The organism is Fulvimarina fulva (genome assembly GCF_039652615.1).
Classification (GTDB): Bacteria; Pseudomonadota; Alphaproteobacteria; order Rhizobiales; family Rhizobiaceae; genus Fulvimarina.
Genome location: NZ_JBDJAC010000004.1, coordinates 211299 through 225866, shown reverse-complemented (window position 1 = coordinate 225866; position 14568 = coordinate 211299). Strand labels below are relative to the sequence as shown.

At 62.1% G+C, this 14568-nt stretch carries 15 protein-coding genes; 5 read left to right on the top strand and 10 right to left on the bottom strand.

Translation table 11 applies throughout. The features are described from left to right. Positions 1-2: 2 nt before the first annotated feature. Both ABDX79_RS08110 and moaB read left to right on the top strand, forming a co-directional pair. Positions 3-875 (top strand): 4-(cytidine 5'-diphospho)-2-C-methyl-D-erythritol kinase, encoded by an 873-nt coding sequence (locus ABDX79_RS08110; RefSeq protein WP_346219771.1) that lies wholly within the window; start codon positions 3-5, stop codon positions 873-875. A 98-nt stretch (positions 876-973) separates the two neighbouring features. Next, positions 974-1540 (top strand): molybdenum cofactor biosynthesis protein B, encoded by a 567-nt coding sequence (moaB, locus tag ABDX79_RS08105; protein ID WP_346219770.1) that lies wholly within the window; start codon positions 974-976, stop codon positions 1538-1540. Here moaB and ABDX79_RS08100 read toward each other — a convergent pair. Then, positions 1537-2067: a glycosyl transferase family 2 gene (locus tag ABDX79_RS08100; protein ID WP_346219769.1), complete on the bottom strand. Its 531-nt coding sequence runs from the start codon at positions 2065-2067 to the stop codon at positions 1537-1539. The two genes, moaB and ABDX79_RS08100, sit on opposite strands and share 4 nt — an antisense overlap. A gap of 120 nt (positions 2068-2187) precedes the next feature. On the opposite strand from ABDX79_RS08100, the gene ABDX79_RS08095 reads away from it, so the two are divergent. Together ABDX79_RS08095 and ABDX79_RS08090 are read left to right on the top strand one after the other, a co-directional pair. Beyond that, the gene (locus ABDX79_RS08095) at positions 2188-3345 is read left to right on the top strand and encodes a PA0069 family radical SAM protein (protein ID WP_346219768.1); all 1158 of its coding nucleotides are present in this window, start codon (positions 2188-2190) and stop codon (positions 3343-3345) included. Between the two features lie 116 nt (positions 3346-3461). Further along, entirely contained in the window at positions 3462-4172 is a 711-nt protein-coding gene (locus ABDX79_RS08090) for a ribonuclease HII (RefSeq protein WP_346219767.1), read from the top strand. Between the two features lie 228 nt (positions 4173-4400). Here ABDX79_RS08090 and ABDX79_RS08085 read toward each other — a convergent pair whose 3' ends face one another. From ABDX79_RS08085 to ABDX79_RS08055, 7 genes are all read right to left on the bottom strand, one after another. Next, positions 4401-4763: a YigZ family protein gene (locus ABDX79_RS08085; RefSeq protein WP_346219766.1), complete on the bottom strand. Its 363-nt coding sequence runs from the start codon at positions 4761-4763 to the stop codon at positions 4401-4403. A gap of 183 nt (positions 4764-4946) precedes the next feature. After that, positions 4947-5417, bottom strand: coding sequence for a F0F1 ATP synthase subunit B family protein (locus ABDX79_RS08080; RefSeq protein ID WP_346219765.1), 471 nt, complete (start codon positions 5415-5417; stop codon positions 4947-4949). A gap of 10 nt (positions 5418-5427) precedes the next feature. Then, complete coding sequence (locus ABDX79_RS08075; protein ID WP_346219764.1) at positions 5428-6066, bottom strand: F0F1 ATP synthase subunit B; 639 nt, start codon at positions 6064-6066, stop codon at positions 5428-5430. A 61-nt stretch (positions 6067-6127) separates the two neighbouring features. Further along, positions 6128-6352, bottom strand: a complete 225-nt coding sequence (locus ABDX79_RS08070; protein WP_346219763.1) for a F0F1 ATP synthase subunit C — start codon at positions 6350-6352, stop codon at positions 6128-6130. A 62-nt stretch (positions 6353-6414) separates the two neighbouring features. Next, positions 6415-7173 carry a F0F1 ATP synthase subunit A gene (locus ABDX79_RS08065; RefSeq protein ID WP_346219762.1) on the bottom strand — a complete coding sequence of 253 codons (759 nt, stop codon included), beginning with the start codon at positions 7171-7173 and terminating at the stop codon, positions 6415-6417. A 111-nt stretch (positions 7174-7284) separates the two neighbouring features. Then, entirely contained in the window at positions 7285-7713 is a 429-nt protein-coding gene (locus tag ABDX79_RS08060; protein ID WP_463671134.1) for an AtpZ/AtpI family protein, read from the bottom strand. Positions 7714-7739: 26 nt separating this feature from the next. Beyond that, a complete protein-coding gene (locus ABDX79_RS08055) occupies positions 7740-8789 on the bottom strand; it encodes a TerC/Alx family metal homeostasis membrane protein (protein WP_346219761.1) in 1050 nt (349 codons plus the stop codon). 242 nt (positions 8790-9031) lie between these two features. On the opposite strand from ABDX79_RS08055, the gene ABDX79_RS08050 reads away from it, so the two are divergent. Continuing rightward, on the top strand, positions 9032-11530 hold the full coding sequence (locus ABDX79_RS08050) for a heavy metal translocating P-type ATPase (protein ID WP_463671133.1): 2499 nt from the start codon (positions 9032-9034) through the stop codon (positions 11528-11530). 295 nt (positions 11531-11825) lie between these two features. On the opposite strand, the gene rpe is transcribed toward ABDX79_RS08050, so the two are convergent. Beyond that, positions 11826-12488, bottom strand: a complete 663-nt coding sequence (gene rpe, locus ABDX79_RS08045; protein WP_346219760.1) for a ribulose-phosphate 3-epimerase — start codon at positions 12486-12488, stop codon at positions 11826-11828. A gap of 80 nt (positions 12489-12568) precedes the next feature. Beyond that, complete coding sequence (tkt, locus tag ABDX79_RS08040; RefSeq protein ID WP_346219759.1) at positions 12569-14563, bottom strand: transketolase; 1995 nt, start codon at positions 14561-14563, stop codon at positions 12569-12571. Between the last annotated feature and the right edge of the window lie 5 nt (positions 14564-14568).

Here is a 14568-nt window from a genome sequence, read left to right as displayed (position 1 = left end):
CCTTGAGCGATACTCCCTTCGAAGGCGAAGTCCTGGCGCCTGCCAAGATCAATCTCGCCCTCCATATCGTTGGCCGTCGTGAAGACGGCTATCATCTGCTCGAAAGCGTCGCGGTCTTTGCCGCTCGCATCGCGGATCGTCTGTCGATCGAGCCGGCACATAAAGACCGGCTTGTCGTCGACGGACCCTTCGCGGTCGGCGTTCCGACAGATCATCGCAATATCGTTCACAAGGCGCTCGACCTCACTCGCGAGGAAGCACTGCGTCTTGGCCTTGACGTTCCGCCCCTTCTCATCCGGCTCACAAAGGCTTTGCCCCATGGCGCGGGGATCGGCGGGGGGTCGTCCGATGCCGCAGCACTCTTGCGCAAGCTCGGCTCGCTATCGCCAGATCTGGCTGCAGCGCAGGCGCGGCGTTGCACAGAGCTCGGGGCGGACGTTCCAATGTGCATGATCGCTAAGCCCGTTATCGCGCGCGGCATCGGCGAAGAGCTGGACGAAATCGATCTTGGTGCCATGCCGTCGATGGTTCTCGTCAACCCGCAACGGCCCATCTCGACCCCAACGGTGTTCAAGGCCCTCAGAAACCGTGAAAATGCGCCTCTACCGCCCTTGCCGCAGGGTGGCTTCTGGAAGACAGGCGACCTCATCGCCTGGCTGGACGGGACCCGCAACGACCTACAGGAAACGGCCACTGCCATAGAGCCGGCAGTCGGTGATGCCGTCGCCAAGCTCACGGCCACCGGCGCCGACATCGTACGAATGTCGGGGTCCGGATCGACGGTCTTCGCTCTCTATAAAGATGAGGAGTCGGCGCAGCGCGGCGCGGCAGCTCTCGCACGAACGCGACCGGACTGGTGGGTTGCCAGCGCCTGACAACGATCAACCGATCGCATACATGGCGGAACACGCCTCGTCGTCAAAAGTTCGGATATCATAAGGCGCTTGCGCAGAACCGCGGAGAGAACCGAGCCATGCCATCGACCATTGAACGATTGGATTCCGAACGCCCCTTTATCGCGTTGTCGATCGCACTTCTCACCGTGTCCGACACGCGCACGGAGGCCGAGGACAAATCCGGAGACCATCTCGCTTCCCGAATCGATGATGCGGGCCACAAGCTTGCCGACCGCAAGATCGTCCGCGATGACAAGGCCGCCATCGCCGAAGCCGTCAAGGCATGGGTCGCGGACGAAGGCGTCGACATCGTCATCACGACGGGCGGCACGGGCTTTACCGGGCGCGATGTCACGCCCGATGCGCTGGAGCCGCTGTTCGACAAGCGGATGGATGGCTTCTCGATCGTTTTTCATCGCATCTCGTTCGACAAGATCGGCGTCTCTACCGTCCAGTCCCGCGCGACGGCCGGGCTGATCGGCAAGACCTTCGTCTTCGTCCTGCCGGGCTCTCCGGGGGCCTGTGACGACGCCTGGGACCATATTCTGGAGCGACAGCTCGATTACCGGCACAAGCCTTGCAATTTCGTGGAGATCATGCCGCGTCTCGACGAACACCTGCGCCGCGGTGGTCGCTCGGTCTAAAGCGCCGTCGCGGGCCGAAGCTCGGCGTCGAGACGCTTGGACGCCAGCCCTTTCGCCAGGACCGACAAGGGCGCCTCGCCGTGCTGCCGGACGAGACCGATGGCTTGCGCCTTCTTCAGCAGCAGACCGTCGGCGAGTGCGCTTCGGCGCTGGGTCAATCGAGACAAGAGCCTTGGTCTATCGCGCTTCGCCGTGCGAAAGCGCGCCGCCTGCGGGCCACCAGGCGGACCATTTCCGGTCCCGATATGCTCGATGATCTCATTCGTCCATCCAGCCGCCGGGCGACTGCCCTTTTCCAGCCAGAGCTGCCAGTCGGCCCGATCCTGCTCGATCGTCGCGCGGAGTTCGCCTGGCATGATAACGCGGCAACCGCATTGATCGGCGACGGAACGTGTCCCCTCCGACATGCCGCGATCAATCAGAACCACGTTCTTGACCACGCCCTCGATCGAGCCGGAAACCAGCTCGGTGAGCGTCAGCGCGAGATGTCGGTCGTTGGAACCGCAGTCCATGTAGATGGTCAACATGCCGCGAGTTGTAGGGTCGCGAGCCCGTCATAGGCAAGCCCGCTCGAATGTTCTTGTCTTGTTCTCATTCATGCTGTAAACGTATTTTTTACGTGTTCACGTATTGTTCGAGGACTTGTCATGTTTGATATCGCAGCCGCGGATCGCGCGGCATTCGACCCGACGCTCGGTGTCGACATAGCCAATCGAATCATCGACGAGGGTGGCGGGCGGATCGGTCCGGCCCGGCGCCGTGGCCGGGGTGCCGGCATCAATCCGAGCGGACGCTTCGAGCCCTTTGCCCGCGACACGTTCGACGACGGCTGGGATACGCTGGAAAACCTGCCGGCCTTCAAGACGGACGTGCAGGTGGAAAAACCGCGTACGATCATCACGCGCAACACCTCGCCCGACATTTCCTTCGATCGCTCGGTCAATCCCTATCGCGGCTGCGAACACGGCTGCGTCTACTGCTTCGCCCGTCCGAGCCATTCCTATATGGGCCTGTCCGCAGGCGTCGACTTCGAGTCAAAGCTCTTCGTCAAGCCAAACGCCGCGCAGCTTCTGGAACGCGAACTGTCTCGGCCCGGTTACGAGGTTCGCTCGATCGCGATCGGAACGAACACCGATCCATACCAGCCGATCGAGAAGCGCTACGGCATCATGCGCGAGATCCTGGAGGTGCTCGAAGCGGCGAACCATCCGGTGGGGATTGTCACCAAGTCGGCGCTCGTTCTGCGCGATATCGATATTCTCTCCCGCATGGCTGACAAGGGTCTCGCCCGCGTCGCTCTGTCCCTCACCACGATGGACCGGAAGCTTGCCCGCACCATGGAGCCCCGCGCCTCGACGCCGCAGAAGCGGCTCGATGCGATCCGCACGCTGAACGAAGCGGGCATTCCCACCATGGTGATGACCGCGCCGATCATTCCAGGTCTCACCGATTCGGAAATCGAGCGCCTTCTGGAAGCTGCGGCGACTGCGGGAGCCAAGGAAGCCGGCTACGTTCTCCTGCGTCTGCCTCTGGAAGTCTCACAGATCTTCAAGGACTGGCTGCTGAGGCACTATCCGGACCGCTACCGCCATGTGCTCTCGCTGCTGCGATCCATGCGCGACGGCAAGGACTATGACGCCGAATGGGGCAAGCGCATGCGCGGCACGGGTCCTTACGCCCACCAGATCAAGCGCCGCTTCGATCTCACCGCCAAGCGACTCGGCCTCAACCAGAACCGCCAGTCTCTGCGGACCGACCTCTTCACCGCTCCGCGCGGCGCCGGTGTACAGCTGTCGCTAATCTAAAGAACAAAACAGGATCACGATATGCCGCTATCGTGAAACAAGGTTGTGCGCCGTTTTGCCAGGATGCTCGCGCGACCTTGAGGAGAATCGGATTTTGAGCGAGTCATTGCCGCATCATGGCCCGCTCTCCTTCCGATTCTCCGCCCATTTCCCGACCTGACGGCGTCCGAACGAAACCCGTCCAGCCGCCTGAAGCCGCACGCGCGAGGAAGAGCCGCTCCGAACGGTCAAGGCCGGACATTTCCCGCGAAGTCGAATTGATCCGGACCGGTGCCCAGTGGGTCGCGGGTGTCGATGAGGTTGGACGCGGTCCGCTGGCGGGACCTGTCGTCGCTGCGGCCGTGGTCTTCGAGGATCCGGCAAGAGTCCCTGATGGCATCAACGATAGCAAGAAACTCACGGCAAGGACACGCGACCGGCTGTTCGACGAGATCCTGCTATCTGCCTCTGTCGCGATCGCTTCGGTCTCGGCGCGGGAAATCGATAGGGTCAACATCCGACAGGCAACCCTGAGAGCGATGACCCGGGCGCTCGATCAGCTTGCGATCCGTCCGTCCCATGCCCTCTTCGACGGTCGCGACGTTCCACCCTCATGGTCGGGACGCGGCACTGCCATCGTCAAGGGTGACGCAATCAGCGTCTCGATCGCGGCGGCCTCGATCATCGCAAAGGTCCAGCGAGACCGCATGATGCAAAACGCTGATGTGCTCTATCCGGGCTACGGCTTTGCCATCAATGTCGGATACGGTAGTGCAGTCCATCTGGCGGCCATCGCCAAGCACGGGCCGACGCCGATCCACCGCATGAGTTTCAGCCCCCTTCGGTAGCCGGATACGATCACCAGCGCGGTTGAACGCAAAATAGTTTGCTTTGCGTATGCTGAATGCACCCTACCCCTCGAAGATCAGTTCATCGACAGGTCGAGGAGATGGCTCCATCGAAACAGGCCGGATTGCGCATGCGGTGCTTGCGGCGCTGACGGTTGCTTTGAATTCAACACCGGTCGTCGTCGACACCCCAGCAGGCAGTTTCGCCCGCTCAGAAATCCACGACCCTCAGCCGCTCTCGCTGGCAAGACGGTCGAGATAGATGCGCACCGCGTCCTGCACATGACGGAATCGGTCGCCGCCAAGATGCTTGCCCCCATACCACCGGGTGACGACCACCACATGGTTCATAAGTTCGGCCCGCTCCAGCATACGGACGATCACCATGCCAGCACCCGATTCCCCGTCATCGTTCTTGGCGGGTCCATCCTCCGTAACGAAAGCCCAGGAGTGATGGGTCGCCTTCGCGAACTTCTTCTTGCGCTTCAACGCTTCGACGAACGCCTTCGCTTCGGCCTCGCTCGAACAGGGAGCCCCCGAGGCCGCATACTTCGAGCCACGGTCCGAGATGATGTTGTCGAGGACGAGCATGAGCGATCCTGGTCAAGCGAAGTGTCTGCTTTTTCAAACCGCGAGATCCGATGCAGGAACCATTACGGCCGACGATAGCCTATCACTGCGGGCATCAGCACAGTCCGACCGACACAGACAAAAGAAAATGGGCCCGGACGAAACGCCCGAGCCCATTTGAATGAGAGGAGAGGCAGACGCCGCTCAGTTCAGGCGCTGGCGCACCGCTGCGATGGAATCGGACACCGACTGGCCCGCGCCGTCCCGCTGCGAGATCACCTTGGCTGCGGCTGCGACGGCGATATCCACGGCCGTCGTGCGGACGTCCTTTCGCGCATCGGATTCAGCCTGGGCGATCTGGTCTTCCGCCATCGCCGTCCGGCGTTCGACGAATTCCTTGTTCTTCTTCGCCGTCTCCGCCAGCATCTGCCGTGCGTCGCGCTTGGCGCTTTCGATGATCTCCTGCGCCTCCTGCTCGGCTTCCCGGCGGCGGCGCTGATATTCCGCCAGCTGCTGCTTGGCCTCTTCCTTCAGCTCACGCGCCTCTTCGAGCTCCGACTGGATGCGCTTGGAGCGCTCGTCGAGGGAGCTGTTAAGACGCCGGAAGCCCCTGAAATAGACAACGATGGCGAAGAAGATGATGAGGCCGATGAAGGCCCAGAATGAATTATCCAAGGCTGCCTCCTTACGAGCGGGTTTCGGCGACGGCGGACGAGACCTCGTCGCGCGAAACGTCGAGCTTGACCACATCCCTCAGGATCGTCTCGGCAACGTCAGTCGCCAGCGAATTCATGTCATCCATCGCGCTTGCCTTGGCGGTCGCGATACGCTCGCGGGCCTCTTCCAGACGCTGGTCCAGCTCGGCTTCGAGCTTGCGGCGCTGTTCGTCGGCCTCTTCGCGGGCTTCGTTACGGGCAGTCTGCCCAATATTGTGCGCCCGCTCGCGGGCCTCCGCCAGCTCCTGCTCATAGGCAGCCTGGGCCTCATTGGCATCCTGGCGCGCCCGTTCGGCCGCTTCCAGATCGATCGCGATCCGATCGCGCCGATTTTCAAGGACGCCGCCGATGCGCGGCACGAGAACGTTCTTGAGCACCCAGTAGAAGATGCCGAACGTAATCGCGAGCCAAAGAAGCTGAGACGGATAGAATTCCGTGTTCATGGGCGGGAAGTGACCCCCCGCCTCTTCGCCCGACGTGGTTACTTCACCGTGCAACACGACCTCCTCACCTCCGAAGGGCGAGACATCGGCCGAACCTCCGGATGTTTCACCGGTTTCTTGTGCTTGAGCGGCGATATCGAACAACACGCCTTGCCTCCTGTACATCGTTCCGGCCGAACGCGGGATGCGTCCGGCCAGACCAACGATCCATTTCGAATGTTACGGCTTAGACGAAGAGCAGAAGCAGCGCGATGAGGAGCGAGAAAATGCCCAGCGCTTCCGTCACGGCGAAGCCGAAGATCAGGCGACCGAACTGTCCATCGGCTGCCGATGGGTTGCGCAGCGCGCCTTCGAGGTAGTTGGCGAACATGTTGCCGAGACCGAGAGCGGTCATGCCCATACCGAAACAGGCAAGACCAGCACCGATGTAACGTGCAGCTTCAGCTTCCATGGAAATTCTCCTTTATGGATCGTAGTGGATTTGCCGCGCCTTCCGCCCGGCAAGGGGAAGGATCAGTGATGCGGGTGAACCGCGTCGTTCAGGTACATGCAGGTCAGGATCGCGAAGACATAGGCCTGCAGAGCCGCGACGAGGAACTCGAGAGCCGTGATGGCAACTGTCATGATCAGTGGCAGGATCGAACCGATCACGCCGACCGCGCCGAGCGAGGACAACGTGACGACGAATCCGGCAAAGACCTTGAGCGTGATATGCCCCGCCAGCATGTTGGCGAAGAGACGAACCGACAGGGAAACCGGCCGGGACAGGAACGAGATGACCTCGATCAAGACGACGAAGGGCAGAATGTAACCCGGCACGCCCGAGGGCACGAAAAGCTTGAACCAGGACAGGCCGTGCTTCGTGATGCCGTAGCCGACGACCACCGCCATCACGAGCATCGCGAGTGCGAACGTCACGATGATATGACTGGTGACGGTGAAAAAGTAGGGGAACATCCCGATGAGGTTCGCGACCAGCACGAAGGTGAAGATCGAGAACACGAAGGGAAAGAAGCGCATGCCGGCCGTTCCGGCGGCGTCGCGCAGCATGTTCGCGGTAAATTCGTAGGTGAGCTCCGTCATCGACTGCAGGCGGCCCGGAACAAGCCCGCGTCCGCGCGTCGAATAATACAGGAAGCCAGCCGTCAGTGCTGCGGTCAGCACCATGAAGAGCGCCGAATTCGTGAACGAGAAATCCAGACCGCCGATATCGATCGGCACGAGCGGATAGATTTCGAACTGATGAATCGGATCGGTCGGGTTGGTTGCCAAACTCTGGAGTCCTTGTCGAAACGTCTTTTCGCGTCCTTGCGAGCCGGCCATCGCAATAGCCGCTGAAATTCGTCTTCGCAACACCCCATCTGGGAGGAAGCGGCCCGTTATCTAGGAATCATTCAGGTTTTCCCGCGCGCGATCGGAATTTTCGCTGCGCTGCACAGGGTCTGCCGGCTTCGGGCTGGCCGACCGCAACACATTGCGAATCCCGGCGGCGAAACCCAGCATCAGAAAGACGATCAGACCAAATGGGCTCGTTCCGGCAAACATGTCGATGCCATAGCCGATGGCCCCGCCGACGATGATGCCGGCGGCGAATTCGCTGGCGAGCTTCAGGCCTTCCGCAATGCCTTTCATGCTGGAGCCGGCGGTGCTTTGCCGCTCCACCTCCTTCGCGCGCGCTGCCGAATGGGCGGCGAGCTTCTTCTCGAGCGCGCTGCGCTTTTCCGCCCATTCCTCGGGTGTTCGCGTCACCGTCGGCAGTTCATGCACATTATCGCGATTCGGTCTGGTCTCGTCGTCGCTCGCGGGGCTCAACTTCGCTCTCCGGATCTCGGCGCCTGTCAGTGCGCGGACTTGTCGCTCTTCTTGTCGGCAAAACCAGAGAAACCGGTCCGCATCAAGCTCGCGACCGTCGTCACCACCAGAATACCGAGGATGACGATCAGCGACAGTCCCGTCGTGATGTGGGGCACCCATTCGATTGGCTGGCCATCGTTGAGGAAGGACAGCGTGTTCTTTTCCATCGCGTGGAACACGAGCTTCACGCCGATGAAGCCGAGTATGAGCGCAAGGCCGAAGCCGAGATAGACCAGCCTGTCCAGCAGTCCGCCAAGCAGGAAGTAGAGCTGGAGAAGGCCGAGCAGCGCGAAGGCGTTCGTCGTGAAGACGATATAGGGCGAATTGGTCAGACCGTAGATCGCCGGGATCGAATCGAGGGCGAACAGCAGATCCGTCATGCCGAGGGCGACGATGACGACCATCATCGGCGTCATCAGGCGCTTGCCGTTTTCGACGATGAACAGCGCGTTGCCGTGGAATTCGGACGTCGAAGGGAAGGTCCGGTCGAACCATTTGACGATAAAGTTCGGCTCGTATTCCTCGTCCGTCGTCTTCTGATGGGCGAAACTGTCAAAGGCGAGCTTGACCGCCGTCGCGAGCAGGAACAGGCCGAAGAGATAGAAGATCCAGGAAAACTGGTTGATGGCCGCAGCGCCGAGCGCGATGAAGATGCCGCGCATGATGAGCGCGAGCACGATGCCGATCAGAAGCGCCTTCTGCTGGTCTTCGCGCGGCACCTGGAAGCTCTTCATGATGATCACGAATACGAAGAGATTGTCCACCGACAGGCTCTTTTCCGTGATGAAGCCGGCAAAGAATTCCAAACCGTGCTTGTGGTCCCAGACGAGCCACAGCGCACCGCCGAAAATCAGGGCCAGGCTCACATAAACCGTCGACCAGATCGCCGCTTCCTTGAAGCTCGGCTCGTGCGCCTTCCGCACATGGGTCATGAAGTCGAAAATGAAGAGTCCGGCAATTCCGGCTATGGTCGAGAGCCAGATCCACAGGGGAATGGCATCTCCGCCGCCCGAACCGCCCGATAGACTTTCCAATTCGATACTCCCTGACGAAGAAGATGGCAGACCGGATCGCCATGGGGAGCGATGCCTGCGGCAAACGCCCTGGGCGGATCCGCGAAAGCCGTATCTAATCGCTCCGGTACCGTCCGCAATAAGCGCCCCCGTGCTTTGGACCACCCGGCGAAAAAATAAATGTCTTCAAGCCGAAGCTTGACCTTCCAGCCGGTGGAAGCCCCACGTTTCTATCGAGAAGAAAACCACGAGTGGGTCGAAGAATGGATCATCAGGCAGAATCATCGCCAGGGCACGGGCATGGGCATGGCGGTTCGGATCATTGCAGCCAGTCGGCGGTGATCCGAGATCCTGTCTGCGGCATGACGGTCGATCCTGACGTCGGAAAGCCTTCGGCAGAGCACGAGGGAAAAACCTTTCATTTCTGCAGCGATGGATGCCGAAAGAAGTTCGAGGCCGCGCCAGAGGATTATCTCAGCGCCAGGGATCCGGTCTGCGGCATGAGCGTCGACCGGGCGAGCGCAGAGAACATGGCGAAGCACGAGGGCCAGCGCTTCTATTTCTGTTCGAGCCACTGCCAGTCGAAATTCGAGAGCGATCCGGAGGCGCATCTCAGCCCCGAGGACAAGCCGAAGCCAGCGCCCAAGGGCACGCAATACACCTGTCCGATGCACCCGGAGGTGATCCGCGATCATCCCGACGATTGCCCGAAATGCGGCATGGCGCTGGAGCCGATGGGAATTCCCGACCCGGACGAAGGGCCGAACCCGGAGCTCGTCGACTTCACGCGCCGCCTTTGGGTCTCCGCCCTCTGCGCGGTACCGCTTCTCTTACTCACCATGGGGCCGATGATCGGCCTGCCCGTGCGCGGCTGGTTCGGCGAGAGCCTCGCCGTCTGGATCGAATTCGCGCTTGCGACGCCGGTCGTCCTCTGGGCCGCGCTCCCATTCTTCAAGCGCGGCTGGGCTTCTGTCGTAAATCGGTCGCCCAATATGTGGACGCTGATCGCAATCGGCGTCGGCGCGGCCTACGGTTATTCCGTCATCGCGACCATCCTGCCCGGCCTCTTCCCGCCCTCCTTCCGCGAGAACGGCGTCGTGCCGGTCTATTTCGAGGCCTCCGCCGTCATCGTGGCGCTGGTCTTCGTCGGCCAGGTCCTCGAGCTCAAGGCGCGCGAGCGCACCGGCTCGGCCATTCGCGCCCTCATGGACCTTGCACCGAAGACCGCGCGCCGCATCAAATCCGATGGGTCCGAGGAAGACGTCGAGCTCGCCGTCCTCAAGGAAGGCGACCGCCTGCGCGTGCGTCCTGGCGAGAGCATTCCGGTGGATGGCACCGTCCTCGACGGCGGCTCGTCGATCGACGAATCGATGATCACCGGCGAACCGATGCCGGTCACCAAGGAAAAGGGTGACACAGTCACCGGCGGCACGCTCAACAAATCCGGCTCCTTCGTGATGGAGGCCCTTGCGGTCGGTGACGACACGACCCTTTCGCGCATCGTCGGGATGGTCGCGACCGCCCAGCGCTCGCGCGCGCCGATCCAGGGCCTTGCAGACAAGGTGGCGGGCTATTTCGTGCCGACCGTGGTCGGTGTCGCGGTTCTCGCCTTCGTCGTCTGGACGCTTGTCGGCCCGCAGCCGGCGCTGGCCCATGCTCTGGTCGCGGCCGTCTCGGTTCTTATCATCGCCTGCCCGTGCGCGCTTGGTCTCGCAACGCCCATGTCGATCATGACGGCGACCGGACGCGGCGCATCGGCCGGCGTCCTTATCAAGGATGCCGAGGCCCTGGAGCGCTTCGAGAAAATCGATACACTCGTTATCGACAAGACCGGCACGCTCACCGAAGGCAGGCCGAAGCTGACCGACGTGATCACGGCCGAGGGGGTCGACGAGACAAGGTTCCTCAGCGCCGCAGCATCCCTCGAACGCGGTTCGGAGCATCCGCTCGCAGAGGCAATCGTCGCCGGTGCGAAAGAGCGGGACGCAAAGCTCACCGACGCGAGCGATTTTGATTCCGTCACCGGCAAGGGCGTGAAAGGCCTGATCGAGGGCGAAAAGATCGCGCTCGGCAACAAGGCCATGATGGATCAGGAAGGCGTCGAAATCGCCGCCCTTTCCGAAAAGGCCGAAGCCCTGCAATCGGAAGGCAAGACCGCGATGTTCGTCGCAATCGGGGGAAAGCTAGCCGGCGTCGTCGCCGTGGCGGACCCTGTGAAATCCTCCAGCGCCGAGGCGATTCGCTCGCTGCATGACAGCGGCATCCGCATCGTCATGGCAACCGGCGACAACGAGCGCACGGCAAAAGCCGTTGCGAAGGAACTCGGCATCGACGAGGTGCGCGCCGGGCTCTCGCCGGAAGACAAGCAGGCACTCGTCGAAGACCTGCGTTCCAAGGGCGGTAAGGTCGCGGTGGCCGGCGACGGCATCAACGACGCGCCCGCGCTGGCGGCGGCCGATGTGGGCATCGCCATGGGCACCGGGGCCGATGTCGCGGTGGAAAGCGCCGGCATGACGCTGGTGAAGGGCGATCTCGGAGGCATCGTCCGGGCCCGGCACCTTGCCGAAGCGACGATCCGCAACATCAAGCAGAACCTGTTCTTCGCCTTCGGCTACAACGCCATCGGCGTGCCGATCGCGGCGGGCATTCTTTACCCGGTCTTCGGCCTGCTCCTCTCACCCATGATCGCGGCAGCGGCGATGAGCCTCTCCTCGGTCTCCGTCATCGGCAACGCGCTGAGATTGCGGACGATGAAGCTGTGAGCTTGGCGGCTTTCGCTGGGTGAAAGCGCTGAGGCGATACAAGGCCGCCGGACAAATGAATTGACCCGAAGGTCAATTCTCGTCCGACGATTGGCTCAGGCGCCGCTCGGGCTCCCGGCGGCCTTTTGAACCGTTGGTTTCAAAGGCCCCTCGGTATAATACCGCCGGACGAATGAATTGACCCTTTGGGTCAATCCACGCCCGGCAAACGGCTCAAACGCCGCTCGGGCTGCCGACGAGCCATGAAACCGATGGTTTCAAAGGTCCGCCGGTATAAGGCCGCGCCGCCTGAATTTCAGCGACACGCCTCTCGGATCGCCTTCATGTTCGCGGCGTAATGCTCAGGCGTGCCGCCCTTGAACACGGCCGAGCCGGCGACCAACACATCGGCCCCGGCCTCGACCACCAGCGGGGCCGTTTCGGGCGTCACGCCGCCATCGATCTCGATGCGGATATCGCGATCGCCGATCATTGTCTTCACGCGGCGCACCTTCTCCACCACTGGGTGAATGAACTTCTGCCCGCCAAAGCCCGGGTTTACGGTCATCAGCAGAACCAGATCGATCTGATCGATCACATATTCAATGACGTTTTCAGGCGTCGATGGATTGAGCGAGACGCCCGCCTTCACCCCGAGATCGCGAATGGCGGCGAGCGAGCGCGCCAGATGCGTCGTCGCCTCGGCGTGAACCGTGATGAAGTCGCAGCCGGCCTCGGCAAACGCCTGCAGATACGGATCGCAGGGCTCGATCATCAGGTGACAGTCGAACACCTTCTTCGAGGCTCCTCGAACCGCCTTGATGATCGGCGGGCCGAAGGTGATGTTCGGCACGAAATGCCCGTCCATCACATCGAGGTGGATCCAATCCGCGCCCGCCTCGTCGACGGCGCGGATTTCCTCTCCGAGCCGCGAGAAATCGGCGGACAGGATGGAGGGTGCGATCAGGACTTCACTCATGTCTCGCCTTCTGTCGGGCACCATGAAAAAGGGACGAACGCGTGATGCGTCCGCCCCGGTCTTCGTTACGGTCTCGCGCCTCAGGCGGTGAGTGCCTTGGCGGCTTCCACCACCTTGTCAGCCGTGATGCCGAAATGTTCGAAGAGCTTGGGCGCCGGTCCGGACGCGCCGAAGCCGGTCATGCCGATGAAACGGCCGCGATCGCCGAGCCACCGGTCCCAGCTCATTCCGACGCCGGCCTCGATGGCAATGCGCGGAACCGAGCCCAGCACCGAAGCGCGATAGGCATCGTCCTGTTCGGCAAAGAGTTCCATGCAGGGCATTGAGACGACGGCGGCATTCAGGCCCTCGCCTTTCAGGGCTTCGGCGGCCTTCAGCGCAATCTCCACCTCCGAGCCCGAAGCCATGAGGGTGACGTCCCGCTCACCGGCCGACTCCTTCAGAACGTAACCGCCCTTCAGGCTGAGATTTTCCGAAACGTCCTCGCGTACGGTCGGCAGGCCCTGGCGGGTCAGCGCGAGCACCGATGGACGATCGTTTGAGAGCAACGCAGCCTCCCAGGCCTCGACCGTCTCGATCACGTCGCATGGACGGAAGACCAGAGTGTTCGGCGTTGCCCGCAGCATGGTGAGATGCTCGACCGGCTGATGGGTCGGACCGTCCTCGCCGAGGCCGATGGAATCATGGGTCAGTACATAGACGACCCGGTTTCCCATCAGCGCGGAAAGCCGCATCGCGCCGCGCGCATAGTCGGAGAAAACAAGGAAGGTGCCACCATAGGGGATCAGCCCGCCATAGAGCGCAAGCCCGTTCATCGCGGCGGACATGCCGTGCTCGCGCACGCCGTAGTGGATATAGCGGCCCGAGAAATCCTCCGCCGTCACCGGCTTCAGATCCTTGGTCTTCGTGTTGTTCGAGCCCGTCAGATCGGCAGAGCCGCCGATCGTGGTCTCGACCACGCGGTTGATGACCTCGAGGGTCATTTCCGAGGCCTTGCGCGTCGCAACCTTTGGCTTGTCCTGAACGAGGGCGTTGCGGAAGTTTTGCATCTCGCCGGCAAATCCCGCCGGCAGTGTTCCGGAGGAGAAGGCCTCGAAACGCTCGCGCTCGGGATGATCGGCGAGCTTGCGTTCCCATGCCTCGCGCGCCTCGCGTCCCTTGGCCGAGACCTCGCGCCAGCCTTTGACGACCGCGTCCGGCAGTTCGAAAGGTTCGGATTCCCAGACCAGTTCCTTGCGGGCCAGTGCGATCTCGTCGTCGCCCAGCGCTTCGCCATGCACCTTGTGGGTGCCGGCCTTGTTGGGCGAACCGTAGCCGATCACCGTCTTGCAGGCGATGAAGGCCGGTTTGTCGCTCTTGCGCGCCTCTTCGATCGCCTTTTCCACGGCCTCGCTATCGTGCCCGTCGACGGAGAACGTCTTCCAGCCCGCTGCCTCGAAGCGCGCGACCTGATCCGTCTTCGAGGAGATTTCCACCTTGCCGTCGATCGAGATCCCGTTGTCGTCCCAGAGCACGATCAGCTTGTTCAGCTTCAAGGTGCCGGCCAGATCGATCGCCTCATGGCTGATGCCTTCCATGAGGCAGCCATCGCCGGCGATCACATAGGTGTAGTGGTCGACGAGACCGTCGCCGAAGCGCGCATTCATCAGGCGCTCGCCGATGGCCATTCCGACGGAGGTGGCAATCCCCTGCCCCAGCGGTCCGGTCGTCGTCTCGATCCCCGCCGCATGGCCGTATTCGGGATGGCCGGCGGTACGGCTGCCGAGCTGGCGGAAATCCTTGATCTCCTCGATCGGCATGTCCTCGTAGCCGAGCAGGTGATGGATCGCATAAAGCAACATCGACCCGTGACCCGCCGACAGGATGAAGCGGTCGCGGTTCGGCCATTTCGGCTTGGACGGATCGACCCGCATGAATTTCTGGAACAGAACGGTCGCAACGTCCGCCATGCCCATCGGCATGCCCGGATGCCCGGAGTTGGCCTTCTGCACGGCGTCCATGGCGAGCGCTCGGATGGCGTTCGCCATGTCCCGCGGATTGCGATCGGTGGTCTTCGGCGATGGTTTATCCAGCATGTCGG